Raw genomic sequence first — 25,180 nt, 5'->3', positions numbered from 1 at the left:
AGAAAAAAAATTTAAATAAAAATGCACTTTTTACGAAAGAATTGGGGAAATATAGGGCTGTTATTGGTTATTGCCTTGTTTTTGATACCTCAAACCGGCGTCCCAATTAGAGTGGCGTTACAACGAATTATTTCTTTTAGCCCTTCTGAAGTTGCCCAAGAAGACAGAAAAATAGTAAAGAATTACAACTGGAATCTTATAAATGAAGCTGGAGATACAGTAAATTTTGCGCAATCTGAAGGGAAAGTGAGTGTCATTAATTTTTGGGCTACCTGGTGTCCGCCCTGTATTGCTGAAATGCCATCCTTTCAGAAATTGTTTGATACCTATGGCAATACGGTAGATTTTTATTTTGTCACCTCCGAGAAACCTGAAGTTGTACAAAAATTTCTACAGAAAAAGGAATACAACTTTCCGGTGTATTTTGAGCCCCAACAGGCACCGCAACCGCTTCAAACAACCGCTTTGCCCACCACCTATCTTATTTCGAAAAGTGGAGCCATTGTCATTGAAAAGGAGGGTGCAGCCGACTGGAATTCAGAAAAGGTAAAAAGGTTAATTGACGAATTACTATCAGAATAACCCATTGCGATTTCTTCTCCATACATAAAATTCACCGGTTCCTTTATTAAAAAACTGGTTAAATGTGCTGGTCAATCAAAATTTGATTGCCATCCGGATCGATCAATACAACACTGGCCGGCCCGGTTGTGTTTTCGTCGGCTTCCTGTTCTAACCTCAGTTTTTTACTTTTTAAATGATCCTGAATTTTCCGTACATCGTCAAAATTTTCAAGAGTTTTTGCATTTTCGTCCCACCCAGGATTGAAGGTTAGAATATTCTTGTCGAACATACCCTGAAACAATCCAATTAAGGCATTTCCATTTTTCATAATGAGGTAATTCATTTTTACATCTCCTGCAAAAACGATAAATCCCAGATGTTCGTAAAATGTTCGCGATGCCATGAGATCTTTGACTGACAAACTAATAGAAAAGGCTCCTAATTTCATATTTCTTTATTTTAAGTTCATTCAAAAATATAGAATTCACAATAATTTTATTCTCTCCAGTTTTGAAGTCGGTCGAGATATAAATACGATTCCACATATTTTCTATGTTCGGGACTCGTCATTTTTTCAACTAATTTCAATGCCGAAATATAACTCGCCAGATTTCCGTTGGAAGAGCTGTATTTACCATCTTCAACATAGGTTACCAGCGAATCGTTTTGTACGAGCAGATTTGGATACTCTTTCTGAAGGTCCACTCCACCGCCAATCCAGGTCACGATTTTCTTGCCGTCTGCAATTCCCGAAGCTCCAATTAATTGAGCCCCTGCACAATTGCTAACCGTATAGGATGTCTCTTTGTCCTTTTCCCTGATAAATGCTACAATTTTGTCGTTGTGAACCTGGGCGTACATATCGTAAGCGCTGGGGACGAAGAGGACATCTAATTTCGGACAATCTTCGAAGGTATAATCGGCAAGGAAGGTGAGCCCTTCTTCAGAAACTATTGGGTTTTTAGTTTCAGCGATGGTTATTACATTAAAAAGTTGTACCCCATCTTCGGTCGGCTTTGTAAAAACATCGGCTGTAGCGGTAACTTCTGTTGTCAGCACGCCCTCGTATAGTAAAAGACCAATTGTGGGTAAATTTGTTTTAAGAGACTTTTTATGAGGGGTTAGGGTGTCTTTTGCGATGGTTGGGTCTGTTGCGATATCAGATTTTGAGGTGTTGGAATTGCAGCTGCTTAGAAGCACTACAGACACCCACACCAATAAAGTTCTCTTATAAATTAAACATTTCATTTTTTTAAATTTATTACTCATGAATTTTAATCCAATCTACGGTATTCGAGTCTGAAAATTGAATTACCATAGTTCTGGTGTGCAATGTCCAAAACCCCAGTTGTTTCTTGTCGATGGTATAGTATAGTACATTTTCATTGATGCGATCCGGCTCTCCAAGTAACACCAATATCTCCTCTTTGTTCAAAGATCTCACGGTATCGTTGTAAACAACATCATTGAGCATTTTGTCTCTGTAAATATAATTATCACCCTCTTTTGCCTGCCATTTAGTATGGTCAAAAACCATCCCCTCCTCAAGCAAATTGTTGTTTTCTTTGGCGTCGTTTTTACAGGCATAACAACAAACCAAAAGGGATACTATAAAAATTCGTTTGTTCAAAATAGTATACATTATTTCGGTTTTAGGTTATTTCAATCTTTCAAGCCTCCCTTTACGCTTCACAATATTTTTATAGTCCCATTGGATTTTAACCGACTTGTTAATCCAACGTTTCAGGTCAGCAAGATGTATTTGATCGGCCGAAGTATAGACAATGGAAGCATCCTTAAATTTTCCCGTTCCGGGCTTTAGAGTTTCTTCCTCAAAACTTGCACCGCTCCAGAACATCAAACGTATTCCGGCTTTTATTTTACTATAACCAACAATTGGATTAGCATCCAAAAACCACACAGGATGGCGATGCCATATTTTGTTTTCGGCTTCGGGAAGATGAGTGTGGATTTCCTCCGCCAAAATATCACAGATGGCTTTTTCATCACTCAAAAACGCCTGATTGTATTGCTGAGTATCCTTATTCATAGGCTATTTATAAAATTCCACCTATTAGACTTTTAGCATTCCGCGAAAACCTCTGGCCGCATAGTATGATTCTGCTCCGTTGTGGTAGATAAAGATAGTGTCAAAACGGAAATCCCCAAAAATAGCCCCACCCAATTTTCGGATATTGGTAGGTGTTTTCAACCAACTCGATGTTTTTGTATCGAAATTGCCGAATTGTTGCAATGCTCTGTATTGTTCTTCGGTTAAAATTTCAACACCCATAGCAGTAGCCATATCCATTGCGCTGTTTTTGGGCTTGTGTGCCTTCCTGGACTCTAAAGCCTCCCGGTCGTAACAAAGACTTCTGCGTCCATTCGGACTTTCACTTACACAATCATAAAAAATGTATTCACCTGTTTTATTGTCGATCCCCATCACATCCGGCTCGCCTCCGGTGCTTTCCATTTGATAAAGAGACCATAGTTTTTCTGGATTGGCTTCCAGTTTGGATTGCACTTTAGACCATTCCATATTCTTGTGGCGATGCATGTTTGCTTCAAATCGGGATTTTAAAATTCCAAGAAGGTCATCAATTTGTGGGGAAGACAGTTCCTTTTTAGTTTTCATAACTATTATTTATTTTCCAAGCGTTCGATCATTTTTTTCATCTCAGCAATCTCTTTTTCCTGAGCTTTGATAATCTCTTCGGCTAATTTTTTAACTTCAGGGTCTTTCAATTCGGCTCTGGTACTTGTAAGAACTGCAATAGAATGATGGGGTATCATTGCCTTCATCCACTTAAGGTCGCTTATAGGAATTTGTTGACGCACCAAATAGGTGGAAATTGCCATTAAAAAAAGGCTTCCCACAACTATTGCCGTGTTTTTCACCTTGTTGAGGTACATCTTTTTCATAAACAAAAACATGATAATTGACATCCCGCCAATCCCTATAAAGGTCATGTACATTCTCGTCCAACTAAAATACACATGACTCATTTCATACGTGTTAAAATACATGGTGATGTACATTGAAACTGCGGAACAAATCAACATCAAGATAAATGTAGTGTAATTCGATTTTTTCATTTCTTTTCAATTGTTTAGTTGTTTGTATCGATGAGGCAATGAAAAGGAATGACACGAGAAAAGTACCCGGGTGCTGCCCGGAATGGTATCATATTTTTACGATCCTTAATACACAGTAAAAAATATCGCACCAAATGAATTGGATCTTCCAGCCTTCAATGTTAAAATTAACGGATATAAAATTAATTTAAAAACAATATCTGCTGAATTCAAAATAAAAAAGGTCACAATTCTATACTTAGGTGTATTTTAATCGAGGATCCCTTTTTTGTAAACCTCCAAAGCTCTTTTTCTGGCAAATGTATGTTCAACCATAGGTTCAGGGTAGGAATCGGTAGCTAATTCAGGAATCCACTTTTTTATGTAGCGTTGTTCCTTGTCGAATTTTTTTAATTGTGCCGTAGGGTTGAATATCCTAAAATAGGGTGCTGCATCGCAACCCGTACCTGCAGCCCATTGCCAATTGCCGTTGTTTGAGGATAATTCGTAATCCAGCAACTTCGAAGCAAAATAAGCCTCTCCCCATTTCCAGTCGATCAAGAGATGCTTACATAGAAAGCCGGCGGTGATCATCCGTACACGGTTATGCATATACCCGGTTGCATTTAATTGACGCATACCTGCATCCACCATTGGATATCCGGTGTTACCATCACACCATTTTTTAAAATCATTTTCATTGTTTAACCACTCAATGTTATTGTATTTGGCTTTAAAATTTTCAGTGACGACTTTGGGAAAATGAAACAGTATCTGCATAAAAAACTCGCGCCAGATTAATTCTTTCAGAAATATCGAATCAGACTTTTTCAATTGGGCTATGATGGTTCTTATTCCCACCGTTCCGAAACGTAAATGCGCACTGAGGTAACTTGTGGCGTCCAAATGTGGGAAGTCACGATTTTTAGAATACGCATTAACCTGAGACAGGTCATAATCCTGCACTTTTATAGTAGACGGTTTAAAACCTAAATCGTCCAAAGTAGGGAAAGAATGTATTTCCTGATAAAAGTTTTTATAAGCAGGTGCTCCCAACGGATTTTTTGGTGAATAGATTTCCAGCCATTTATTGGCGTAGGGGGTAAAGACTGTATAGGGGGTCCCGTCATTTTTTAAGACATCATTTTCTTCATGAATCACTTGATCCTTGTAAGAAAGAAATTCAATCTCATTGTCTGCCAAAAGCTTTGCAACCTCATTATCGCGCTTTCGGGCATACGGCTCATAATCCTTGTTCACAAAAACACTATTTATAGAGTAGGTTGCAATAAGTTTTTTCCATATTTCGATAGGAGTTCCCTTCAAACAGAGTATGGAAGAATTGTGTGCTTTTAACTTTTGGTCAATGTTATGTAGATTGTCGTAAATAAAAGTAACTCTGGCATCATTTACGGGGAGTTCATTCAGAATAAATTCATCGAAAATAAAGATTGGCAAGATGCTCACACCGCTTTTCAGTGCTTCGTGGAGCGCAGTATTGTCGTCGAGTCTAAGGTCTCTTCTGAACCAAAAAATAGAAATGCTATCCATAGATTAATTCATTATTAGAATGTAGGCGTTGAGCGAAGTGGCAATTAAAATCCAAATAAAATAGGGAAGTATAAATACAGATTTTAACCGAAGCTCTTTATTATAATGAAAAAGGAAATAAGTAATTAGTAGGGTAAGCAAAGTAATAACAATAAGTCCGGCCAGCATAGCATGGAAGTAAAAGAAGACAGGATTCCAAAGTGCATTTAAGATCCATTGAAATGCGAACAATGAGATTATTTTTTTTCGATTGGTATTTTCTACAATTAAATAGGCCATATAAATGGCAAAACAAATCATAATAAAAGTCCAAGCTGCTCCGAACACCCATCCGGGTGGGGTCCAGGGAGCTTTCTCCAAATTTTGATACCATAGGGAAGCAACGCCGCTTCTTGTAAACAATCCGCCAATAGCCAGGGCTGAAAAATTTAAAACCAAAAAAAGCAGTATTCTTTTAATCATTTTATGTTACCAATTTCTTTAGCATTCCCTTAAAAATAAATCCGTGAAAAGGCAACACCATAAACCAATAAGCCCTTCCCAATAAACCCAGGGGCCGGAACGTGGCAGTTTGAATAAGTTTCCCCGAGTCCAATTTAAACTCAAGCCATGCCTCTCCCGGAAGTTTCATTTCGGCAAACAGCAATAATCTGCCTTCTTCTTTATTTGCATATAATACACGCCAAAAATCCAAGGCGTCACCAATTTGAATTGAATTTCGATTGGTACGGCCTCGTCTTAGTCCTACTCCCCCAAAAAACTTATCCAAGTGCCCGCGTATTTTCCAGAGCCAATTTCCGTAATACCATCCCGTTTTTCCACCGATACTCCATATTTTATTGACACACTTTTCTCGGCTTTCGTAAACCATACTGCGGCTATCTTTGAAACATCCGTATTTTGGCACTTCAATAAAATCGGATATATTAATCGCCATCCCGCTGCTAACGTACGCGTCTTTCCAGCTGGAGACGATTTCGTTATTTTCAATTTTGCTGAAGGCTTTTTTCAAAGATTCCTCGTAACTTAATGGGGTTATGTTTAGAATGGATGCCAGATCATTGTTTCTGCAAATCACTTCAATTTTCATACTATTTACGAGAGAAGCGGCAAGTTTATAGGAAGTTGAAGTCACAAAATACAACCAGTACGAAGACAGTTTTGGTGTCATCACCGGAACTATTAAAATGGTTCTTTTTAGATTTCTCACCTTGCCGAAATTCAGGAGCATATCCTTGTAGGATAAAATATCCGGGCCGCCAATATCAAAATTTTGATTGAATGTTTTTGGGTTGAACAACGTTTTGGAAAGAAAGGAAATTACATCTGAGATTCCTATAGGTTGGCATTTTGTTTTGAGCCATTTTGGGGTAATCATTATGGGAAGCTTTTCGACTAAATCCCTAATTATTTCGAAAGATGCACTCCCGGAGCCAATAATAATTCCCGCTCTTAAGGTGGTAAAATTATAAGGTCCTTTTTTAAGCTCATCTTCTACGTTTTTTCTGGAGGCCAGATGTTCAGAGAGGTTGTCTTCGTTTACAATTCCGCTTAAATAAATTACATGCTGCACCTTTGTTTCTGAAATGGCTTTTCTGAAATTTGTGGCCGATTGCTGTTCGAGGGTTTTATAATCGCTTGAAGCAGACATGGAATGCACTAGATAATAGGCTCCGTCTATGTCCTTAGGAATAGCATCTAATGTGGTTTCATCCAATAAATCCAGCTGTATTGTTGTAATTTTATCTTTTAAAGATTCGGGAGGATAAAATCTATTAATATCACGAACACAACAAATTACTTCATGCCCTGCTTCCACCAAAGAGGGTAATAATCGCTTGCCAATATATCCGGTGGCTCCTGTTAAAAGTATTTTCATATAAATTATAGTACAATTATGCCTTTATCTAAACAAAGTAATTTTTTGTAAGCTACGATTTCATTTATAGATTTATCCTTATTAATGGTTAAATAATTGAGTGAGTACTTTCGATCTATATTCGAAAATTTCATTCAGTTTTCTCTTTATAAAAAGTTGATTTGCAATGCTTCCCAGAATTCCGTAAGGAGGCTGATAGCTAACGATATCTCTCATTAAGGTTCCTTCGGGTACCGATTCTAAAAAATGTTGATGATGCCATAGTTTATAAGGTCCTACGCGTTGTTCATCTACAAAATATTCACGCGGTTTTACATGTGTTATCTCTGTGACCCAAGTAGTTTTTATACCTAAAATGGGAGCGACTATATAACTCACAATCATGCCACTGTACATGGTCTCCGGTAGGTTTTCAGATGTGATATCGAAACCCATTTTTTTTGGCGTGATTTTTTTAAGATTTTCTGGGCGCGAAATAAAGTCCCATAATTTTTCAACAGGTTGATGCACCAACTGTTGTTTGTAAAATTGATAAAACCCCATTCTAATTGCTTTCTTTTAAAAGTTCAATTTGTTTAAGGATTTCATTTGCATCGAATATTTTACGATCACTCAATTTTCGATTGGTAGTGGAAAGTTTGTGAGCTTCCTCCAATAATTTGCGGTATTGAATTTCTAATTTTTCAATTTTAGTTTTTTTCTTAAACAGTTTAAACATAGTAATTTATTTTATTGATGAAAAGCCGCCATCTACATGAATAATTTGACCGGTAATCCAGGAAGATTTTGGCGACAATAAGTAAGCTGCAGCTTCGGCAACATCCTCGGATTTCCCCACTCTTTTTAAGGGGTTAAGGTCGGACTGGGCGGCTAATTTTTCCGGACTATTCAGTAATCTTTCGGCTAAGGGAGTATTGGTAAGAGAGGGTGCAATAGCATTTACTCTAATACTCGGCGCAAACTCGGCGGCCAGTGCCCGTGTCAACCCTTCAATTGCACCTTTTGATGCTGAAACTTGTGAATGAAAATTAAAACCTTGTTGGACTGCCACTGTAGAAAATAATACGATGGAAGCGTCTTCACTTTTTTTTAATTTTGGTAAAAGGAGTTGAATTATTTTGATTGCACCGGTTACCTGTAGTTTAAAATCTTCAATAAAACTATCTTCTGAAAAACGGTGAAAGGGTTTCAAATTAATACTTCCGGGGCAATAGACCAAACCGTGAAGTGCTTCAGGGAAAAGTGCAAGGTCTAAAGAGTCACTTAATACATTAAATTTATGATAGGAAACATTTTCATTTTCTTCTTGCGGGGTATTTTTATTAAAAGTGGATATAATCGTAGCGTCTTTATCTTTGAGTACTTTTACAAGCGCTTTCCCGATTCCAGAGGAACCCCCTATAACTACATAATTTCTCATTTTTTTATTTTCGATTTGTTTTCCGAAATTGAATCAATAACAATATCGATTCCAAAGTGTTATAGCCCACATTTCACTGCGCATGGTTGTCCTATTTTGGGTTTAGAGGGTGGGAAAGGGACAGAAATGAACTGCTAGACGATGATTTTTTCTATTAGCTAAAGGTAACTTATTTTTTGCATTTTTGTTCTATTGCTTTTGTTACATTTCTCTTAAAAAACGACGTGGTTGCAAAGTATTTCCTTCCGAAATTGTTAGGCCCCTAATAAAGGTAAGTGCTTGATTTTGTGATATGTTAATGCTATTGCAATACAATGTCTTAATTCGATTTCCGGAAGCTTTTCAGATACATTAAAAACAATTGCTCTGTTTCCTTCAAATTGTAAGCACCGACCATGATTATATATAAAAGCTCTACTCAGGACAGGTTGTGTGCAATTGCTTTTACCCACTTTATTTTTACAGCCGATAGTATTTCGAGTTCTAATCTTATTTCGGGCAGTAATTCAAATTCGTTTTTCAAGTAAAAGTGCAACGGCGATTTGTATAATTCTCCATTTCTCTTTTTATCACTGCTTTTATCAATTACCCAACCATTTAGTTCTGTTTCTGTCTCCTTTGCTAAATTTAGAATTTTAGAACCAAATCCTTTCCCTTGAATCTCAGAATCCAGTATGATTGCAAACCACTTTTCATTTTCTCGAAGAAAGTGAAAATACCAACCCTTAATCATCTTATTATCATCGATTAATAAGATATGCGATTGATTTGAGAGACTTTCTAAATACTTTTCAAATGCCGATAAATTCGCATGGTTTAACTTTTCAGGGTACTCATTGTTCCATAAATTATGAATCTCTTCTTTTTGAGATTTCGTCAGAGCTTTGGTGTTAATGAATTCCATTATTTTCAGTTCGGGCGTGTTAGCTTAGGATTAGAAGTATTGGTTAAGTTGTATTTTTTTCGGCTTAATAAAGGTAAAAATATTTTCTTCAATTAGGAACTAACGGATAATCTGTATCTGTTATAGTATTAAAATTTTATATTTACGAATTATGGATTAATGAAGGAATCTATTTTAAAACAGATACATTCTATTATGAAGAAATTAGTAGTTGTCTTTTTGCTATTAAGTACAATTCCAATTGTTGCACAGGATTATAAACCTTTGTTGGATTATTATAACGAATGGCATCTTAGATATTGTTTTGTCGACTGCTCAACCGATATTTATTACACCAACGGAGATACCATTGTAGATAACACGAGTTATAAAATATTGGATGGATACCATTATATTTCCAGAACCTTTTTGCTTCGGGAAGAAGTGGCTGAACAGAAGGTGTATTTACGGCTCGTACCGCCGGGAGGTGATAGTGAATATCTACTCTATGATTTTAGTCTGAAGGTTGGTGATTCCATGGATATGAAGAATCCGTTGACGCCCTTTCCCGAAAATGCAGGTTATTATCGGTTAGATTCAATAATTCCCAGACCCTTGGTAGACGGGAACGATTACAGGCATTACTATTTTTCGCCTACGCCATCGAATCCGGCAGGAACAAACAATGCTATTTGGGTAGAAGGAGCCGGCTCACTTTCACTTATTAATGCTCCCAGTGGGGATCCCAGTGTAAATAGTGTGGGTAGATTGGGTTGTATGTATAAAAGCAGTATTCCGTTTTATACAGATTTCGATATTATGGATACTTGTGAACCCACCATCGTACTGAATGTGGATGATATTGAAAACCCTTTTACTAATGTGAAGTTAATAAGTAATCTTACAACGGGAACCTATCAAATTATCAACACAGAAAACGTCTCTATAATTAAAGTATACGACATTATTGGAAAGGAACACGCTGCATTGACCAATAGAGGGAACAATTCCGTTACTTTAGATTTATCACACTACAAGTCCGGAATATATCTTGTATCGGCTTATTCTAGCGAGTTTGAGCGTAAGATAATCCTCAAGATTGTAGTGCATTAACCACAGAATTTTTAGAAAGTTTTTTTTTAATCTCGTAAAATCTTCTCCATTTTACGACCTCTTGCCAATTCGTCTACCAGCTTGTCCAAATAGCGTACTTGCTTGGTTAACTCATTTTCAATGTCTTCAATCCTGTATCCGCAAATTACTCCGGTAATTAGTTTCGCATTTGGATTCAATGTTGCATTTTGAAAAAACGCTTCAAAGGTTGCCTTTTCTTTTATAAGTACTTCCAGCTTTTTTTTATCATATCCGGTGAGCCATTCAATAACCTGATTTAATTCATCTATTGACCTCCCTTTTTTCTCAACTTTGGTGATGTAGTGTGGATACACCGAGGCAAAGGTCATTTTTGCAATCCGTTCATCGTGATGACTTGTTGTGCTCATATCTTCTGTTTCTACTTATGATTTTATAAAAATAATCTTTTTTATAAGTATTGCAATAGCAGCGATCCATTTAGCAGCCTGATTTTAGATAAAACCTAACCTTATAACTTATTTATTCTTTTTTAGCAGATGTAGGTATAACTGTTCCACTTTTTCTCTGGCCCATGGTGTCTTTCGCAAAAATTTCAGACTTGACTTGATGGAAGGGTCAGAGTTGAAACAATTGATTTTAATTTTCATTCCAAGTTTCTCCCATCCGTATTCTGCAACTAATTTTTCAAGTATAACTATCAATTTCACCCCGTGCAACGGGTTGTTTGGTTGTGTATTACCTAATGGATTCGAATCTTTCATGGTGAATAAAATCTTATGTATCTATGGCTTTAAAAAAGTCGGTCAACTTAGAAGAATCGAGTTTCCCATCAGTACGAACGCTACTGCACAGATCCAGTCCAAACGGCTTGACAGTTTCAATGGCGACCCTTACGTTGTCTTTATTCAGGCCTCCGGCAAGGAATAATGGTATTGGAATTGCTTGCCTGATTTCACGACTTAACTCCCAGTTGTGAATTCTCCCGGTTCCTCCTAATTCCTTAACTGCAAGATTCGGGTTTCCACTATCCAACAGAATTGCATCCACGAACTTTGAAACCTGTATGGCTTCTTTTACGGAATCATCATCAATTACATGAATTACTTGTACCAGTTTTACGCCGGGCAGTTCCTTGCGAAGTAACTCATAGTCTCGTTGTTCCAAAGCATCTACAATTTGAATGGTCGAAGTGTACACACGTTTGTAATGTGAAATAATCTCATTCGATTTTGTTTCGCTTGTCAACAAGAAAGTTGAAATAGGGGGCGGAACTGTTTTTGCAATTTGATAGATTAATTCGTCTTCAATAATTCCGGGTCCACTGGGCATATTCCCTACTAATCCCAATGCCGAAGCGCCATGTGCTATGGCCATTCTCGCTTCTTCAATACTGCTGATGCAACAAATTTTTACTCTGGGTGTTGTCATTTAGTCTTAAATTCCTTTTGTATTATTTCTGAATTCGGCCGTAATAAATTAAATCTACTATTTCACCGGAGGTTGTGATGTAGTCCATTCTAATGGTTCCTTCTTTTTCGAAACCGCATTTTTCGGCTAAATGTTGCGCTGCCTTGTTTGAATGATGTGTTCTTAGATATATTTTTTTGAATTCAAAATGCTTAAAACAATACTCAATAAATAGTTTTATAGCTTCTGATGTGAGTCCTTTACCGGCAAATTTCTCGTCGGTATAACATCCAACCTCCGTTTTTGGGATTGTCCAATCTACGTTCTTCAGATCAAAGAATGCAACAAATTCATTGGTTACATTATCGACCAGAAGATATGGGAAATACTGCTTTGCTTGTCTTTTTTCAATAATTTCAGCCAAAAAAATACGCGTGGCATCAAGATCCTTTGTTTTTGAAACGGTACCAGTAAAAAAATCTTCCAGTCTTTTCCTATTTCTTTCAACCAAGTTAAAATATGGTACTAAGTCGTCAAGCTCCAGAGGCCTTATCGTATAGTTTTCAAAATGTATCATTTGGTCTAATAATGAAAATTCAAAGTTAAGAATACATTTCTTTCATTTATAATGAATATGCCTTGTTATTTTAATAGGATAGCAATCTTTTTTACTATTTCTATTACCAAATTTTGAGCAATGAAAACGCAATAAGGGATTGCAAGGAATAGACCGAATACAGAGTACATTCTGGATCTTATCTATACATAATGACGTCTAAATTTTAAGTTTGTTACGTTCATTTTTTAGAAAATGATGAATTCAAAAATGGCTTTCTTAGAACTATGGTAAATCATAGTACAGTTTGAATAATTTTTCGGGGAGTTCAAAAACGACTTCCGAAAGAAATAAATGATGCTCATACCTAGCTTAGTAACGGTTTTAGACTAATTCAGATTACTCCATTTTAAATACACATTTGCTACTGAAGAATGCACTTCATTGTTCAACATATCGGCAAACGCTTCATCCGTCATTTCTTCTTGATGCTTTTCCAAAGCCTTCCAAAGTTTTTTCAACACTTCTTTTCCGCCCGCATTGTAAATATCCTTTGCAGCCGAATGTAATTTGGACTGATACCAACCATAATTTTTAGGCCCCATTCCCAAGGATGCGTACAACCTTTCAAAATCTTCCAGACTCGTGTATTGATATTCGGCCGCACCGGCTCCCACAACCATATTCGGAAAAGTTTCCAAGGCAGGTAGCAGATCCGGCCTATTTTCGGCTATATAAGTGTGTAGCATGATGTTTACAAACAATTCACCCATCCAATTGCGATGCATTTTTAAACCTGCCTGACCGTGGTAAGAATGTCCCATCTCGTGCAGTGCCAGCAGATCGAAAAATGGCATCATGCTGTGGCCACCATCAGGCTTGCCATAAGCTTGATCAATCTGAGCAACCAACGGCTCGGGAAGTTTGTCCAATGGAGGCAAAAAACTTTGCCAGAAGGGATTGTCTTCGGCTGCCATGGCTAATCGCTGCATGTCGATATTATGCGGAAAACCATAGGTGTCGTGCAAAGGTTTTGCAGCAATCGCTCTCCAGTGCTGCGGTGCTAGAATATACAATGTTATCTCAGGGGTGAAGTGTACCTCTTCCTGAAAATAATTGCCTGCATCTTCCATAAATTCGGCAATACTTTTGGCTCTTGCTTGAAAGCCATCACTGAACAAATAAGTTTGAGTAAATCCTTTTAACTTTTCCAGTTGTAAGGGGTAGGTGTTCGACTTTTCAGTAGGCTGTGTAAAAGCGGCAATATGGCAAAATAGTAATGCCCAAGTGATTCGAATTGTGTTTTTTAATAGCCCATTTCGTGAATGTGTTGTCATGATTTTTTTAACAAAGGTATACCGCACCCGGGTGGTCGGCATAGTAAAAAATCGACATTTTAGTTGGGCAGATCTTTTTGCATCCGAATGGGAGTGGATAGGAGTTGCTGTTCTATAACTGAAGGATTTACTCCCGCAAAGGTTTTAAAGTCCTTGATCATGTGCATTTGATCGTAATATCCCACATCGTAGGCAATTTGTGTCCACGTATGTTCCGGACAAAATTCATGTAACCTGTAGGCTTTCGAAAATTTCAGAATACGGGCGTATAATTTAGGGTTCATTCCAATTCTTTCTTTGCACTTTCTTTCAAACTGTTTCAAACTGAGACAAGAAAGGGATGCTGTTTTTTCAATACGCATATTGCCGCTATTGTTAAACAGCATACGCAAGGCCAAATCTAAAGGCATCTTTTCCTTGAAATTCGATAACCGATTTAGCAGAAACTTCTCTACAATATTTTTACCCTCTTCCAAATTGGGAGTGTGCTGCAGTTGTTCATTAACACTTCTCATTTCGGAACCAAATAAATCGGTGGCGTCGTATGCTTCATCGAACATTTCATGCATGGGAATACCCAAAATGCGATACATGGCACCCGGAAGAAAATCGACACGTATAGCACTTAATTGATGATGTACTTTGATGTTCACCCTCGAAAACTGCGGACCTACCAGCACGGAAAGAGGTTGCTTTTCGAAACCTCCGCTCTCTATTCGTCCCATCGATACGGGATTATTACAGTAAAAGATCAAAGATTGAAAGGGAGTTGGTGGATATGGAGTTACCACATCACTCATTAATTCAGGCAGTACAATGTTTACAGTAGCTATGTTTAAAACATATTCCTGTAATGCCGGATGCGGTATGTATATTTTTACATCCAATGTAAGTAATGTTTTCTCTCAGAAAGGTAGTCTTTAGTTATGGAATCCTAAGTTTTTTATTTGAAACCTAATTTTAATTACTGAAAAAGAACCGCAGCTTTTAAGTGATGTTGGTAGGTTTCAGCTAATGTCTACACGAACATTCGTTATGTTCTTCGAGATAGGCAAATGTTTCCAAGGATAGTTTTTCCAGGACTGAAATATCAATATCAGCAAGCTTTTTTACATAGATACACGCTTTGCTAATTTTACATTTGCCAAGATTTTCCAGTAAGAGTTTGCTTTTTTCTGTATTCGAGTGAACGTAGAGTGAAAACTGTGCTTTCCGTGGCGAGAAGGCTATTAAAGGGGCATCCCCTTCGTGACCACTGGCATATTTATAATGATAACTCCCAAACCCGATGATTGTGGGACCCCACATTTTTGGGTCACAACCGGACCATTTACTCATTAGTTTTATTAACTCGTAACTGTCTGTTTTCTTTTGTTCATTGTCTACGAATGAATTAATAAATTCAGATATATCGGCTTCTCTTTCGGTGGTTTTATTCTTAGCCATTTTTTCGGTTGTTGTTGATTTTTTGCCCTGTTGATTTCAGAAATACCGACCAACAGTCGCGGCTTAGACTTTTCAATCCTGCCTTCTAACAGTAGAGAATGGCCGGGCTGTTCGTTACCCTTTCAGAAAGTTAAGATACTACTTTTAGGGGAGAAAAATAAACTCCAATTACCGATAAAAGCAAATGATGTGATGTTATGGTTTGTGGTTCCTTTTATTCGAATGCTTTTAATTCCAGATTAACTTTACTGCTTTTGCAGTTTCGCCACTTCAATCGGGATGAATGGTGGTAGGCGACTTGCTGTGCATTCTCCCGGAACTACTGCATCCTTGTAAAGACCGTTTTCAGGGAAAGCTGTTGTATTTTTACCAGGCTGTCTAACGGAATGAAGGCAACAGTAATTTCCGCTTCGGTTTCATTTTCTTTCACGGTTACTTTTAAAAGTCTGTCTTCATTCCATCCAAAGTCCCCTCTGGTCGAATTTTCCGATCGTACAAATTTCATACCATCGCGCAATCCCGCATTGTAGGCCTTTCCGTTTTTAGCAACTCCGGAGATTAGCGACGTCTTCTTTGTGGTAATTAGGTCGAACCCGGGATCAAATACGTGAAAATCGATCTCAGCAATTTCCACACTTTCGCTTACTTCCAATGGCAAAGAATGTGGAAGCAAAATAGATGCTCCACCTACAATATATTTTTCAAAATCTGCTGCTGCGTGAATGCCAAATTCTTCAGAGAATAGATGAAACTCTTGTTCAGAAATTTTTCCTCCTTTATTTTGGGCAAACCGGTATAATGCTTTAATGAATCCGGACAAGGATTCTTTTTCTTTCGAATTTTGTAGCTCGGCTTCCCATTTAAGTGCGATAAGGGCGCCTCGCCAGTATGCCAATTTTTTGTATTCCGAATAGAATTTTCCTTCTTTGATGGTCGCAATAATTTCGGCAGATGTAACATTTTTTAGCTGACTGTCGCCAATATTTTGAATTTCTTTGTTGATGAGTTCAATATATTTTTCGATAGAAAGTAGCCCTGCCTCCAAAAGAATTTTTTTGGCAAAATACGTTGTAAAACCTTCCGTGAACCATTCGTAAATAGTACCGTAATAATCGGCGGTATGCGTTATTTTTATCTTTTCCGGCAGCCAGTTGTGAAACATCTCGTGAGAAAGGATAATATTCAGTTCGTCTGCATCGATATCGGCCTTAACAAAGCACACAAATTGATTTTTAACCGCTGTGCCGGCTATTATTTCTTTGCGCTCATTTATAACTACGCGATAAAAAGGATATTCATAATCGCCAAACCAATCGCGCTGTAGCGTTACAATTTTTTCAACCCCATTAAAAATATCTTGGGAAGCGATGCCGAAATTTCCCTTCACAACAACCAACACAGGTTTCTCCTTTACATTGAACGTATAATGCTCGCCTCCTCCGCCTATTCGGGATGATATCAACTCGTTGTAACTGGCATTAATTTTAAGACCTTTAGGATCTGCTCCAATTGACGAATGCAGTACCCGTATTTTGCATCCAGCAATTGTATAAAGAAATCCCGTTTTTGTTGATCATCCCCAATGTGCAACATCCATTGACAGCCGGCAATGCTAAAGTAATCTGCCTCAATTACAGGTGCAAAAGCATAGCCTTCCAGCTCTAAAGGATTATAGGAAATTATATAATTAATAGATATGTCTCCATCCGAATTCGGGAATACCATACGGTCCAAATCGCTCCCTCCGGGTTTAATAATTGTACCGGCTGTCCCCGGTGAATGAACTTATAAATTGGTGAATATTTGGGGTGCCATAAATGTCTGTAGGTAATTTTATACTCATACTATCTTTTTCTGCTTTGAAGGTCACAGAAATCTTAAAATTAGTTCTGTCAACCAATGGGATAGATTCTATAGCATAGTTTACTTCCTTTTGTGCAAGAATAGAAAGACCATTTAACAGAAGAAATAGGAGGACGAGAAATAAGATGTTACTGTGTATCATTGTTTTTTTTGTGACAAAACAATAAGAAGGCAGAAAAACAAAGAAATTAGGTCAATTTAATTTTCATGATACCAGTTTTTATTACATACAATAAGGGTCTGGGTTATAACTCTTCAAGCATACCTTGCGGCAGGCGGTCTTCATAGTGTACCCCTTGTGGAAAAGAAATACGATCAATTAGTATCTTGAAAGTTAATGATTTTTTTAAGCGAGTAACGTAGCTATCATTTTATGAGGCAGGAAGTTGGCAGAAATTAAATCAAATTTTGTGATACACGTTGGGGTTAAACTTTTCCATATAAATTTCAGGCTTCGGAAGATTTACAAAACCATATTTTTCATAAAGCCATTCGGCGGTACTTGTCAATAAAATCCAGCGCCTTAAATTTTGTAGTTCCTCATGACCCATAATTATTTCCATCAACCATTTACTCAATCCAAGGCCTCTATATTTTTTCAAAATAAAAATGTCTCCCAGATATGCAATGGTTGAAAAGTCGGAAATAACCCGTGCGTATCCAATTTGTTTTTCTTCATCGTATAATCCGAAATTTAATGAATTATGAATTGATTTTTTTACCGTTTCGTAAGGAATTCCATTACTCCAACCAGATTCATTACACAAAAATTCATGAATCAATTCGATGTCCAATTTATTCCTGTCTGTCGAAAGCAGATAGTGATCTTTATATAAATCTAAATTTTTCAAAACGCTTCTTACTTATTGTTGTATTTAATTTGAATCATGGTCTTCAAATCTGTTTTTCGGCAGTAAGGAGACTGTTAGCCGGCCGGGCATTTGGATTGTTTTTCAGACAACCTAAAATGGATTTTATGCCACAAGCCCACTATTCCCCCGCAATTAAACACTGCAGCTAGCGATTATATTAAGAGTCGGTTATTCATCGGCGAATACTTCATAATGGGCTACCTTTTCAGGAAAATCAATTAAAAAGTCTTTGTCTTCTGCATAATACTTGGCTTTTTCAATATCAGAACCTGCAAAATTCTTGATCACTTCAAAATTTTCCCAAAAGGTTATCAGTTTGAAACAGGCCAATTCGTTATGGATACTACTCATAAATGTGAGTTTGATAAATCCGTCGGTCTTTTTGTAGTCCGGAATGGCTCGAATTTTCATAAATTCGGTATACGCTTCTAGATGCTCAAGCTTAGTTCTTCCTTCCCAAATTCTTGCTATCATAACAATTTCGTTTTTAAATTTAATCTAGGTTCTATCTTACTTGTTGGTGGAATTAATATTCGAAACCATAAATATTCAACTCTGTTTCCGGCAATGTTATCCTATAGGTAATTGATATTTTGTATCGCTGTCTCTATGTTCGCTCGTAAAATTAAAACAAAAACATTATTAATATCTTATCCGGTTTTGGTTTTTATTATACTAATAGCTCAAAATCTATTTTTTCAATCTCTGTTCCATTTATTATTATAGATAAATTATGTTTTCCCGCATAGAATTTTCGAGTTGTGATTATTTTGAAGGGTTGTTTTCTAATAATTTTGGTAGTTGATTGCTTCGGATACTTTTTTTCACCAATCAAAAAGACCTTTTTGGATAAGGAGCCATTCGCCTTTTGGTAATACAATCCATATTCTAAGCGTAGTTTTGATGTGGCATTATCTGTATTAGTTAGACTCAACGAAAATCGTAAGTCAGATCCAATTTTTACAGAATAAGTGTGAATTTTAAAATCTGTAATTCTTATGTGCTCAATATGTCCAAAACCAAACAATTGCATCACCTCTGGCACTCCTTGTTTTAATAGTGTTCTACAGGCGTGTTTTATGATTTTGTCTGTTTCTTTCGATTCACCTTTCCATTTTCTTGCTATTTCAATGACTACTTCTGGATTATCTTTCGAAATGTCATTTAAATTATTCGCAACGCTTCGTCTTACCGATTCCGATTCGTCGTTTTTTAAATTTTCTAGAATTAAAATAATCGGATCTGGATTTTTCTTTAAGGATGGAAGTGCCATTGCCCATGGAAGTCTTGGTCTACAACCTTCCGAAGCAAGTCGTCTAACCTCTGGGTTTGGATGATTGGACCAATTAAACATTAGATGAATCATAAATGACTCATATTTAAGTATAAAAGGTCTCACGGCAAATTCACAACTAACAAATTGAGTGATGGATTCAAAAGATTTTACGGATGCTTCATACTCTTCCAATCCGTAGGTTTCTATAAAATCTGGTAAGAATAAAAATTCCACTTCTCCGGACGTAACCCCTTGATTTCGTAACTCGTCGATGAGTTTCAGTAAAATATTGACATTCCGCCCAAAGTCGTCTGTCAAATAATTTATAAGTACATGGGTGATGTGTTTCATTCTTTGTTTTAACTCTTTTTCGGCCCAATGGATATCGATAATATCTTTTCAAATTGCATTGGCGTCAAAATCTGGAAGGATTAATTGCATCGATGACGTTAATCTCTCAAAGAAAATTGGATTGTATTTATTATTTAATAATTCTCCCATAACATTTTTATAATAGCCCATCTGAATTTCAAATGGGCTCATGTTGAATTCTAACAACCGCTTGAATGATTTACATTCGATTAACGTAGTTTTCTAATACTTTGCCGCCAAAGATTTTAATGAGATTTTGGGCAATATCTATATTTAAAGCCTGTTCAAAGCCCCATAGGTTCATTTTTACGATTTCTTCGCTTTCGGCGGTAAAATAACTGTCCCATTGTAAAATAGTTTGATTGCCAAGGTTTTCCAGTGTAACGATACCTAGGGATTGTTGTAAACCCAGTATGTTGGGTTCGTGGGCCAAGGAAGCGAAACCTGTATTGCGCTCATACCATGTATTAGTTTCACTATGGGTGGTCACATCACCTCCTTCTTCCATGGGAAAAAAGTAACATACATAGTCTGTGCATTTATTTTCATTGTCATAGATGGCCTCTAACTTTTTTAATCCAGAACTATATTCTGGCATTCGCTCCAATTTTCCTACCAGTTCCCAAACTTCAGAAACAGGAGCATGAAGCTCTAATCTAATTCTGTTTCTAAAGGGACTTTTACAAAATCGATTGCCTTAGGTGGAATGATTCTACTTTTTTTTACCGATTTTGGCGTGTGTGTGTTTGCTTCCATAACTCCATTTTTTTGATTACCACAACTCATAAATGCTATTGCTGTGATAATAATTAATAATTGCTTCATTTTAGATTAATTTTATATTTGAGAGGCAAAAATAAATGGGGTGAGTGACAACCCTATGTCAACTTTGTGCAGTTAGATTATCTAAATATTGTAATAGATTGAATTCTTCTTGAAAATCAAAGATTTGAGAAGTTGTAATAGTCGTTACAATTCTATCCAATCTGAATTCTCTAATCGCATTTCTTAATCTACAGTGTGCAACAACAATCCAAGCTTTTTGAGTTAAATAAAGCCCCAAGGCTTCTATGTCTCGTTCGGAAACTTCATTTTTATACAAAGAATGGTAATGGATTTTAACAACAGTGTTGTTTGAAATTGCTTTTTGAATTATTGACAAAGAATTGCTTTTAAAATTTTCACTTAAAGAGGAGGAGGAAATTTTGTTTTCAAGCTTTGTAATATTGTCTTTGTCAAAATTTCTTAATATGGACTTGATTCTTAAAAGCAACGAGTTGAAATCTTTTTTAAGAAAGGTATCACCTTGATTTAGAATAAATTTTTCGGAGATACTCAAAGCATTTGCCTCTTCTTTGGTAATCATAATAGGAGGAAGGGAATAACCATCAACTATAAAGTACCCGCTTCCGTTTAATGAACCAATAGGAACTCCGGACTCTTGAAGGGTTTTTATATCTCGATAAACGGTTCGTAAACTGATTTCAAATCTATCTGAAATTTCGCGAGCAGTTACGCTTTGTTTTGATTGTAACTGGATTAAAACCGAGGTAATGCGGGTTAGCCGATTCATTGTTTAATACAACTTTTGTAGGGATAAAAATGCATAAAAAAGCGCAAACCAAACGGTTTGCGCACATATCGCTATTCTTGAATATGCTTTTAGGCATATTTTGTGCTCCGCATAAGATATATCGCTATAAGCTTATAAGAGTTGTTAAAATTCTAAGTCGACAATTAAATCAAACTCATCATAAATAGCTTTATCTTTTAAACCATCAAAGAAACTTGACGACCCGAATCTTACACCAAATTTGGTTCTATCAATTTTTAAAGAAGCATTTGCCTTATTTGCATGAACCGATAAATTGAATGTAATAGATTCTGTTATCTCTTTTATTGTTATATCACCTGTTACTTTATAGGTGTTTTTATTGATAGATTTTATGTTCTTAAAAACTAACGATGCAGTTGGATGTTTTTCTATTCCAAAAAAATCATCAGATTTGAGATGGCCTTCTAGATTTCCTTTCGATTCACCCTCTAAATCGGTATTGGTGATTGTAGACATGTCTATAAAAAACTCTCCATCTGTCAATTTACCTTCATTGAAGCTTAAATATCCAGATTTAATATCTATCGTTCCTTGATGAGAACCCGTGACTTTGTGGCCTTTCCAAACAATTTTGCTTTTTTCCACTTTAATTTCTTTTTTGCTATCATTGGTTGTAAATGATACTCCTACAAATGCAACTATCGCAATAGCCCCTAATTTTTTAATTGAATTTTTCATCTTTGTCTTTATTAAGTTTGTGGTCTTTAAATTATACTGCGTAATAAAATTTTTCTTTAATAATCTTTCCGTCTTTCCAGTTTTGAACAGCAACTTGAGTGTAATTTCTAATGCCCCAATCTTGGTGAGTATAATCGAAATGCCATTCTACCATTGTTGTATTTTCTCCAATTGCTACCTTTATGGGTTGAGCACTTCTAAATTCTGAAATCTGAGCAAAAAACTCCTGTTCTCTTTGTCGGTTGGCTGTTTTCCCTTTAACTGTAGGATTTTCATTTTCTTGCATTACAATATCCTCATGATAGAATTGATCAAAGGCTTCTATCGCTTTTCCTTCGGATATCATATGATTCATCATGCTAATTTTTTCTAAAAGTGTATTCATTTTTTTTGTTTTAAATATTATAGAACAAATGTCTAAAACAACGTACCTATAGAAAGTGAAGTAGAATATGAAATGATATTAAACTAGATTAACATCTATTGTTAGTGAAGAAGTTGGCTTTTTATTTTACTTAAGAACTCTTTGGTAATTCCTAAATAAGAAGCGATCATATATTGTGGAACTCGCTGCTCTATTTTCGGATAGGTCTGACGGAAAATTAGATAGCGATCTTTAGCTGATAGGCTAAAATTTCTAATAATTCTTTTTTGGGAAGCTACGAATGATCGTTCTATAATCTTCTTAAAGAGGCGTTCAAATTTGGGGATTTCTTCATATATTTTTTCTAAATTATCATAAGTAAATTGAACCACTTGGGTGTTCTCCAAACATTGAACGTTAAAATCGGCCGGGCTCTGAGAAATAAAGCTTCCCAAGTCTGATGTCCACCAATCTTCAACAGAAAACATAATGATGTGTTCTTGTCCTTCCAAATCTATATAATAAGTTTTTGTACAGCCAGAAATTATGAAGTTAGTCGTTCTGCATATATCGCCATGTTGGACTATGAATTGATCTTTGATATAGTTTCGAATAACTAATTTCGATAGCAGAAGATTCTCTTCTTCAGAAGTTAAGCTTATGTATGCGTTAATGTATTCAAAAAAAGGTTTAAAATTCATTTAATATGTGTTTAGGTACACCAAGTGTTAAGATTATAGATTCGATACGTGGAATCTAAGATAGTGATTAGGGACGAACCACATAATTAAAAGAATATTTTCGGAAATGAAAAAAAGGCATTACAAACCATACAGGCATATGTACATAGGTAATTTTGGTTGGATTTTATTTCATTATGTCGGAAAAATAATCTGAAATCTTCTGTCGATGTAATTGTAAATTATGTAGGCAGAGAGACTCAGATCACTAGCGGTCATTTCAAGCATATGTAGATGGGACATTTGATTTTGACCCGCCGGATAATTACAGCTACCGGCAACTTAACCCCATCATATCCATCAACTATTTCGAATGAAATCTAAAAAAACTTTTTTATGAAGTTCAAGATCCATATTGGCAGAGAGTGCCACTCGGGCAATATAATCCTTGTCGCCTTCCTTAGTGGTCCCTTGAGTTGATGTTGCAGGTATGGTCCAGTAACATCCTTTTAGCTGCCCGTAGCTCACGCAATATTTACTTTCATTGGGGATTTTGGAAATCATTAAATTGATTAATTTATAATTTAGCGCTCTTTTATAAGTTTCTTTTTCTTCGGCCGTATTCCCCTTTGTGGGTAGATCTAAAGAAAACACTGATGGAGTAAATCCTTGTTTTGCCAGTTCTTCTGAAACAAAATTGATTTTCGCCTCGGGCAATGTTTGCTTGATAAAGTTTACAAATTCGCGGGTGTTCTTATAAGCATCCAAAATTCGTTGATTCATACTGGGCAATGATTCCGCCAAAATTTCCAATTGAAGCGCCGTAGCCTCATTATCACAAAGTCTTAGATGTAAATTTATCTTCTCCATCAAGGCTTCTGTTTTTTCATTGCTTACAACATAGCCGGCAGTACATTGACCACCGCTGGGAAACTTTGAGCCACTCACATAGGAGATGGTTCTAACAGTCGAGAGAATTTCACCTTCGCCCAAAAAGTGAACATTAGGACAAAAGGTTTGATCTAAAATAAAAACGGGATCGACAGCAACTTCACCCTTATTTGTTTTGCGTTCTTTGCGCAACGTATCTTTTAATTTTATTAAATCCGGAACTTCTACCCGAGGGTTGGTTGGAATTTCGGCGATGATGTATGGGATGGCATCTTCCTTGGCAATTTCAGTCAAAACCCTTTCGATACTCTGCACCATATCATTATCTCCATCCACAGGTAAATCCATCACTTCCACATTGTCGATACAAGCCGCAACACGTCTTGCCTGATCATTAGTCCCTCCGTAACAATTGGGCGGTACAACAAATTTGATGCGCTTTCCTTTATGTCTTTCCAGGGCATCGTGAATTAGCCCCATCATAATCGCGTATTGAATCGATAGTCCGCTGGAACCAACCAGTGGCTTCGTATTTGAACCGGTTATAGCTTTAATTGCATCTAACACCAATGTTATGTTTCTTTCTGAAGAATCTTCTTTGGTGTTATCAGATGGCTTGTCAATAAGCAACCTCAAAGCCGTAAGACAATCGGCCGGTGTCATCGCAATGGTTTCTCTTCTTCGCACATGCTGAATTTCGGAACTATAACTTTCATTTTGTTTCCCATTAACGATTATAATACTTCCCAAATGAGAAGGCGTATTTATATAAAAATCAATTTTTGGATGGAGTTGTGTCTCTGCAATTTCATTATGCTTTGATATAAAAATTGTGCTGCCGTCAAAGGCTGAAATGTCGGAAGCCGATTCAACTTTCTTTAAATCAAAGTTGTAACCATACACCCTTCTTATGATTTCAGCATCGAAAAATGGAGGTACTTCACCATCGTATACGATTTGGGTGTTTTTATTATCCAATAAATTTTTTCTGAGAACTGCCAGAATAGGAGTGGTTTGTGATGAAAAACTGATTACATTTCCCGGTTTTAGGTTATTTAGCTTTGCTATCACCCATTCCAGTACACAGGACAATGGATGGCCTAAGCGAATATAGTCGTACGCAGTGGGTAATTGCTCAAGTGCTGATGTTTCAGAATTATTGTTTTCAAATAAGATTTCAAACTGCTCTAAAAATTGAATTTTGGACAATTCTTCGTTGTAAATATCCAGTCTGTAAGTTGTTAAACGCAACCACTCCTCCGGCATATTTGCTAATACATCTTTAATGTAATTTTGTATTTTATTGGCCTCCATAATTTCTACCTTTTAGTAGGCCGCAAGATACAATAATTA

35 protein-coding genes are annotated in these 25,180 nt (G+C 36.5%); 2 read left to right on the top strand and 33 right to left on the bottom strand.

Annotated features, from left to right (window positions below; all coding sequences use genetic code 11):
- Positions 1-21: 21 nt before the first annotated feature.
- On the top strand, positions 22-582 hold the full coding sequence (locus ATE92_RS00875) for a TlpA disulfide reductase family protein (RefSeq protein WP_100801907.1): 561 nt from the start codon (positions 22-24) through the stop codon (positions 580-582).
- 58 nt (positions 583-640) lie between these two features.
- Here the strand turns inward: ATE92_RS00875 and ATE92_RS00870 are convergent, their stop codons facing one another.
- From ATE92_RS00870 to ATE92_RS00810, 13 genes are all read right to left on the bottom strand, one after another.
- Positions 641-1,012: a VOC family protein gene (locus ATE92_RS00870; protein ID WP_100801906.1), complete on the bottom strand. Its 372-nt coding sequence runs from the start codon at positions 1,010-1,012 to the stop codon at positions 641-643.
- Positions 1,013-1,059: 47 nt separating this feature from the next.
- On the bottom strand, positions 1,060-1,812 hold the full coding sequence (locus ATE92_RS00865; protein ID WP_100804297.1) for a DJ-1/PfpI family protein: 753 nt from the start codon (positions 1,810-1,812) through the stop codon (positions 1,060-1,062).
- A 13-nt stretch (positions 1,813-1,825) separates the two neighbouring features.
- Positions 1,826-2,206 (bottom strand): hypothetical protein, encoded by a 381-nt coding sequence (locus ATE92_RS00860; RefSeq protein WP_100801905.1) that lies wholly within the window; start codon positions 2,204-2,206, stop codon positions 1,826-1,828.
- A gap of 15 nt (positions 2,207-2,221) precedes the next feature.
- Entirely contained in the window at positions 2,222-2,614 is a 393-nt protein-coding gene (locus ATE92_RS00855) for a DUF1801 domain-containing protein (protein ID WP_100801904.1), read from the bottom strand.
- A gap of 24 nt (positions 2,615-2,638) precedes the next feature.
- Positions 2,639-3,202: a DUF4256 domain-containing protein gene (locus ATE92_RS00850; RefSeq protein ID WP_100801903.1), complete on the bottom strand. Its 564-nt coding sequence runs from the start codon at positions 3,200-3,202 to the stop codon at positions 2,639-2,641.
- Positions 3,203-3,207: 5 nt separating this feature from the next.
- Positions 3,208-3,663 (bottom strand): DUF305 domain-containing protein, encoded by a 456-nt coding sequence (locus tag ATE92_RS00845; RefSeq protein WP_198515582.1) that lies wholly within the window; start codon positions 3,661-3,663, stop codon positions 3,208-3,210.
- Positions 3,664-3,912: 249 nt separating this feature from the next.
- Positions 3,913-5,193: a deoxyribodipyrimidine photo-lyase gene (locus ATE92_RS00840; RefSeq protein ID WP_100801901.1), complete on the bottom strand. Its 1,281-nt coding sequence runs from the start codon at positions 5,191-5,193 to the stop codon at positions 3,913-3,915.
- A 3-nt stretch (positions 5,194-5,196) separates the two neighbouring features.
- On the bottom strand, positions 5,197-5,655 hold the full coding sequence (locus ATE92_RS00835; RefSeq protein ID WP_100801900.1) for a TspO/MBR family protein: 459 nt from the start codon (positions 5,653-5,655) through the stop codon (positions 5,197-5,199).
- Position 5,656: 1 nt separating this feature from the next.
- On the bottom strand, positions 5,657-7,072 hold the full coding sequence (locus ATE92_RS00830) for an SDR family oxidoreductase (protein WP_100801899.1): 1,416 nt from the start codon (positions 7,070-7,072) through the stop codon (positions 5,657-5,659).
- A gap of 81 nt (positions 7,073-7,153) precedes the next feature.
- A complete protein-coding gene (locus tag ATE92_RS00825) occupies positions 7,154-7,615 on the bottom strand; it encodes an SRPBCC family protein (RefSeq protein WP_100801898.1) in 462 nt (153 codons plus the stop codon).
- 1 nt (position 7,616) lies between these two features.
- Positions 7,617-7,790, bottom strand: a complete 174-nt coding sequence (locus ATE92_RS13935; RefSeq protein ID WP_157809520.1) for a Lacal_2735 family protein — start codon at positions 7,788-7,790, stop codon at positions 7,617-7,619.
- Positions 7,791-7,796: 6 nt separating this feature from the next.
- Entirely contained in the window at positions 7,797-8,492 is a 696-nt protein-coding gene (locus tag ATE92_RS00820; RefSeq protein ID WP_100801897.1) for an SDR family NAD(P)-dependent oxidoreductase, read from the bottom strand.
- Positions 8,493-8,910: 418 nt separating this feature from the next.
- The gene (locus tag ATE92_RS00810) at positions 8,911-9,396 is read right to left on the bottom strand and encodes a GNAT family N-acetyltransferase (RefSeq protein WP_100801895.1); all 486 of its coding nucleotides are present in this window, start codon (positions 9,394-9,396) and stop codon (positions 8,911-8,913) included.
- Between the two features lie 195 nt (positions 9,397-9,591).
- Between ATE92_RS00810 and ATE92_RS00805 the strand changes: the two genes are divergently transcribed.
- Positions 9,592-10,488, top strand: coding sequence for a T9SS type A sorting domain-containing protein (locus ATE92_RS00805; RefSeq protein ID WP_157809519.1), 897 nt, complete (start codon positions 9,592-9,594; stop codon positions 10,486-10,488).
- A gap of 26 nt (positions 10,489-10,514) precedes the next feature.
- On the opposite strand, the gene ATE92_RS00800 is transcribed toward ATE92_RS00805, so the two are convergent.
- The 20 genes from ATE92_RS00800 to ATE92_RS00710 all read right to left on the bottom strand — a co-directional run bounded on the left by ATE92_RS00800 (position 10,515) and on the right by ATE92_RS00710 (position 25,141).
- Positions 10,515-10,877: a DUF2200 domain-containing protein gene (locus ATE92_RS00800; RefSeq protein WP_100801893.1), complete on the bottom strand. Its 363-nt coding sequence runs from the start codon at positions 10,875-10,877 to the stop codon at positions 10,515-10,517.
- Between the two features lie 108 nt (positions 10,878-10,985).
- The gene (locus ATE92_RS00795) at positions 10,986-11,231 is read right to left on the bottom strand and encodes a VF530 family DNA-binding protein (protein ID WP_100801892.1); all 246 of its coding nucleotides are present in this window, start codon (positions 11,229-11,231) and stop codon (positions 10,986-10,988) included.
- A 13-nt stretch (positions 11,232-11,244) separates the two neighbouring features.
- Positions 11,245-11,898 carry a phosphoribosylanthranilate isomerase gene (locus tag ATE92_RS00790; protein ID WP_100801891.1) on the bottom strand — a complete coding sequence of 218 codons (654 nt, stop codon included), beginning with the start codon at positions 11,896-11,898 and terminating at the stop codon, positions 11,245-11,247.
- 22 nt (positions 11,899-11,920) lie between these two features.
- Entirely contained in the window at positions 11,921-12,454 is a 534-nt protein-coding gene (locus ATE92_RS00785) for a GNAT family N-acetyltransferase (RefSeq protein WP_100801890.1), read from the bottom strand.
- Between the two features lie 368 nt (positions 12,455-12,822).
- A complete protein-coding gene (locus tag ATE92_RS00780) occupies positions 12,823-13,770 on the bottom strand; it encodes a hypothetical protein (protein ID WP_157809518.1) in 948 nt (315 codons plus the stop codon).
- Between the two features lie 59 nt (positions 13,771-13,829).
- Positions 13,830-14,657, bottom strand: coding sequence for a helix-turn-helix domain-containing protein (locus ATE92_RS00775; RefSeq protein WP_100801888.1), 828 nt, complete (start codon positions 14,655-14,657; stop codon positions 13,830-13,832).
- A gap of 124 nt (positions 14,658-14,781) precedes the next feature.
- On the bottom strand, positions 14,782-15,216 hold the full coding sequence (locus ATE92_RS00770) for a DUF1801 domain-containing protein (protein ID WP_100801887.1): 435 nt from the start codon (positions 15,214-15,216) through the stop codon (positions 14,782-14,784).
- A 319-nt stretch (positions 15,217-15,535) separates the two neighbouring features.
- Complete coding sequence (locus tag ATE92_RS00765) at positions 15,536-16,678, bottom strand: hypothetical protein (RefSeq protein ID WP_100801886.1); 1,143 nt, start codon at positions 16,676-16,678, stop codon at positions 15,536-15,538.
- Entirely contained in the window at positions 16,675-16,941 is a 267-nt protein-coding gene (locus tag ATE92_RS00760; RefSeq protein ID WP_100801885.1) for a hypothetical protein, read from the bottom strand. The genes ATE92_RS00765 and ATE92_RS00760 overlap by 4 nt, the downstream gene beginning before the upstream one ends.
- A gap of 25 nt (positions 16,942-16,966) precedes the next feature.
- Complete coding sequence (locus ATE92_RS00755) at positions 16,967-17,221, bottom strand: hypothetical protein (protein ID WP_100801884.1); 255 nt, start codon at positions 17,219-17,221, stop codon at positions 16,967-16,969.
- Positions 17,222-17,480: 259 nt separating this feature from the next.
- The gene (locus ATE92_RS00750) at positions 17,481-17,930 is read right to left on the bottom strand and encodes a GNAT family N-acetyltransferase (protein ID WP_100801883.1); all 450 of its coding nucleotides are present in this window, start codon (positions 17,928-17,930) and stop codon (positions 17,481-17,483) included.
- A 189-nt stretch (positions 17,931-18,119) separates the two neighbouring features.
- Positions 18,120-18,425: an antibiotic biosynthesis monooxygenase gene (locus tag ATE92_RS00745; protein ID WP_100801882.1), complete on the bottom strand. Its 306-nt coding sequence runs from the start codon at positions 18,423-18,425 to the stop codon at positions 18,120-18,122.
- 196 nt (positions 18,426-18,621) lie between these two features.
- Positions 18,622-19,578, bottom strand: a complete 957-nt coding sequence (locus ATE92_RS00740; RefSeq protein ID WP_232729086.1) for a DNA alkylation repair protein — start codon at positions 19,576-19,578, stop codon at positions 18,622-18,624.
- A 220-nt stretch (positions 19,579-19,798) separates the two neighbouring features.
- On the bottom strand, positions 19,799-20,197 hold the full coding sequence (locus ATE92_RS00735) for a hypothetical protein (protein ID WP_100801881.1): 399 nt from the start codon (positions 20,195-20,197) through the stop codon (positions 19,799-19,801).
- 53 nt (positions 20,198-20,250) lie between these two features.
- Positions 20,251-20,424: a hypothetical protein gene (locus tag ATE92_RS13930; RefSeq protein WP_157809516.1), complete on the bottom strand. Its 174-nt coding sequence runs from the start codon at positions 20,422-20,424 to the stop codon at positions 20,251-20,253.
- A 58-nt stretch (positions 20,425-20,482) separates the two neighbouring features.
- Positions 20,483-21,172, bottom strand: coding sequence for a YafY family protein (locus ATE92_RS00730; RefSeq protein ID WP_100801880.1), 690 nt, complete (start codon positions 21,170-21,172; stop codon positions 20,483-20,485).
- Between the two features lie 144 nt (positions 21,173-21,316).
- On the bottom strand, positions 21,317-21,892 hold the full coding sequence (locus ATE92_RS00725; RefSeq protein ID WP_100801879.1) for a YceI family protein: 576 nt from the start codon (positions 21,890-21,892) through the stop codon (positions 21,317-21,319).
- Between the two features lie 31 nt (positions 21,893-21,923).
- Positions 21,924-22,277, bottom strand: a complete 354-nt coding sequence (locus tag ATE92_RS00720; protein WP_100801878.1) for a nuclear transport factor 2 family protein — start codon at positions 22,275-22,277, stop codon at positions 21,924-21,926.
- A 101-nt stretch (positions 22,278-22,378) separates the two neighbouring features.
- Positions 22,379-22,957, bottom strand: coding sequence for a Crp/Fnr family transcriptional regulator (locus ATE92_RS00715; RefSeq protein WP_100801877.1), 579 nt, complete (start codon positions 22,955-22,957; stop codon positions 22,379-22,381).
- 339 nt (positions 22,958-23,296) lie between these two features.
- Positions 23,297-25,141 carry a PLP-dependent transferase gene (locus ATE92_RS00710; RefSeq protein WP_100801876.1) on the bottom strand — a complete coding sequence of 615 codons (1,845 nt, stop codon included), beginning with the start codon at positions 25,139-25,141 and terminating at the stop codon, positions 23,297-23,299.
- Positions 25,142-25,180 lie beyond the last annotated feature (39 nt).

It is taken from the genome of Ulvibacter sp. MAR_2010_11, from assembly GCF_002813135.1.
GTDB lineage: Bacteria > Bacteroidota > Bacteroidia > Flavobacteriales > Flavobacteriaceae > Altibacter.
The sequence above is the reverse complement of the archived record's forward strand: the minus strand, read 5'-3'. Positions and strand labels throughout refer to the sequence as shown.

What these genes read in the sequence shown, in the direction of transcription:
- ATE92_RS00875 (WP_100801907.1), top strand. Translation starts at nt 22, where the DNA reads ATGCACTTTTTACGAAAGAATTGGGGAAATATAGGGCTGTTATTGGTT.
- ATE92_RS00870 (WP_100801906.1), bottom strand. Translation starts at nt 1,012, where the DNA reads ATGAAATTAGGAGCCTTTTCTATTAGTTTGTCAGTCAAAGATCTCATG.
- ATE92_RS00865 (WP_100804297.1), bottom strand. Translation starts at nt 1,812, where the DNA reads ATGAAATGTTTAATTTATAAGAGAACTTTATTGGTGTGGGTGTCTGTA.
- ATE92_RS00860 (WP_100801905.1), bottom strand. Translation starts at nt 2,206, where the DNA reads ATGTATACTATTTTGAACAAACGAATTTTTATAGTATCCCTTTTGGTT.
- ATE92_RS00855 (WP_100801904.1), bottom strand. Translation starts at nt 2,614, where the DNA reads ATGAATAAGGATACTCAGCAATACAATCAGGCGTTTTTGAGTGATGAA.
- ATE92_RS00850 (WP_100801903.1), bottom strand. Translation starts at nt 3,202, where the DNA reads ATGAAAACTAAAAAGGAACTGTCTTCCCCACAAATTGATGACCTTCTT.
- ATE92_RS00845 (WP_198515582.1), bottom strand. Translation starts at nt 3,663, where the DNA reads ATGAAAAAATCGAATTACACTACATTTATCTTGATGTTGATTTGTTCC.
- ATE92_RS00840 (WP_100801901.1), bottom strand. Translation starts at nt 5,193, where the DNA reads ATGGATAGCATTTCTATTTTTTGGTTCAGAAGAGACCTTAGACTCGAC.
- ATE92_RS00835 (WP_100801900.1), bottom strand. Translation starts at nt 5,655, where the DNA reads ATGATTAAAAGAATACTGCTTTTTTTGGTTTTAAATTTTTCAGCCCTG.
- ATE92_RS00830 (WP_100801899.1), bottom strand. Translation starts at nt 7,072, where the DNA reads ATGAAAATACTTTTAACAGGAGCCACCGGATATATTGGCAAGCGATTA.
- ATE92_RS00825 (WP_100801898.1), bottom strand. Translation starts at nt 7,615, where the DNA reads ATGGGGTTTTATCAATTTTACAAACAACAGTTGGTGCATCAACCTGTT.
- ATE92_RS13935 (WP_157809520.1), bottom strand. Translation starts at nt 7,790, where the DNA reads ATGTTTAAACTGTTTAAGAAAAAAACTAAAATTGAAAAATTAGAAATT.
- ATE92_RS00820 (WP_100801897.1), bottom strand. Translation starts at nt 8,492, where the DNA reads ATGAGAAATTATGTAGTTATAGGGGGTTCCTCTGGAATCGGGAAAGCG.
- ATE92_RS00810 (WP_100801895.1), bottom strand. Translation starts at nt 9,396, where the DNA reads ATGGAATTCATTAACACCAAAGCTCTGACGAAATCTCAAAAAGAAGAG.
- ATE92_RS00805 (WP_157809519.1), top strand. Translation starts at nt 9,592, where the DNA reads ATGAAGAAATTAGTAGTTGTCTTTTTGCTATTAAGTACAATTCCAATT.
- ATE92_RS00800 (WP_100801893.1), bottom strand. Translation starts at nt 10,877, where the DNA reads ATGAGCACAACAAGTCATCACGATGAACGGATTGCAAAAATGACCTTT.
- ATE92_RS00795 (WP_100801892.1), bottom strand. Translation starts at nt 11,231, where the DNA reads ATGAAAGATTCGAATCCATTAGGTAATACACAACCAAACAACCCGTTG.
- ATE92_RS00790 (WP_100801891.1), bottom strand. Translation starts at nt 11,898, where the DNA reads ATGACAACACCCAGAGTAAAAATTTGTTGCATCAGCAGTATTGAAGAA.
- ATE92_RS00785 (WP_100801890.1), bottom strand. Translation starts at nt 12,454, where the DNA reads ATGATACATTTTGAAAACTATACGATAAGGCCTCTGGAGCTTGACGAC.
- ATE92_RS00780 (WP_157809518.1), bottom strand. Translation starts at nt 13,770, where the DNA reads ATGACAACACATTCACGAAATGGGCTATTAAAAAACACAATTCGAATC.
- ATE92_RS00770 (WP_100801887.1), bottom strand. Translation starts at nt 15,216, where the DNA reads ATGGCTAAGAATAAAACCACCGAAAGAGAAGCCGATATATCTGAATTT.
- ATE92_RS00760 (WP_100801885.1), bottom strand. Translation starts at nt 16,941, where the DNA reads ATGGTATTCCCGAATTCGGATGGAGACATATCTATTAATTATATAATT.
- ATE92_RS00755 (WP_100801884.1), bottom strand. Translation starts at nt 17,221, where the DNA reads ATGATACACAGTAACATCTTATTTCTCGTCCTCCTATTTCTTCTGTTA.
- ATE92_RS00745 (WP_100801882.1), bottom strand. Translation starts at nt 18,425, where the DNA reads ATGATAGCAAGAATTTGGGAAGGAAGAACTAAGCTTGAGCATCTAGAA.
- ATE92_RS00740 (WP_232729086.1), bottom strand. Translation starts at nt 19,578, where the DNA reads ATGAAACACATCACCCATGTACTTATAAATTATTTGACAGACGACTTT.
- ATE92_RS00735 (WP_100801881.1), bottom strand. Translation starts at nt 20,197, where the DNA reads ATGCCAGAATATAGTTCTGGATTAAAAAAGTTAGAGGCCATCTATGAC.
- ATE92_RS13930 (WP_157809516.1), bottom strand. Translation starts at nt 20,424, where the DNA reads ATGAAGCAATTATTAATTATTATCACAGCAATAGCATTTATGAGTTGT.
- ATE92_RS00730 (WP_100801880.1), bottom strand. Translation starts at nt 21,172, where the DNA reads ATGAATCGGCTAACCCGCATTACCTCGGTTTTAATCCAGTTACAATCA.
- ATE92_RS00725 (WP_100801879.1), bottom strand. Translation starts at nt 21,892, where the DNA reads ATGAAAAATTCAATTAAAAAATTAGGGGCTATTGCGATAGTTGCATTT.
- ATE92_RS00720 (WP_100801878.1), bottom strand. Translation starts at nt 22,277, where the DNA reads ATGAATACACTTTTAGAAAAAATTAGCATGATGAATCATATGATATCC.
- ATE92_RS00715 (WP_100801877.1), bottom strand. Translation starts at nt 22,957, where the DNA reads ATGAATTTTAAACCTTTTTTTGAATACATTAACGCATACATAAGCTTA.
- ATE92_RS00710 (WP_100801876.1), bottom strand. Translation starts at nt 25,141, where the DNA reads ATGGAGGCCAATAAAATACAAAATTACATTAAAGATGTATTAGCAAAT.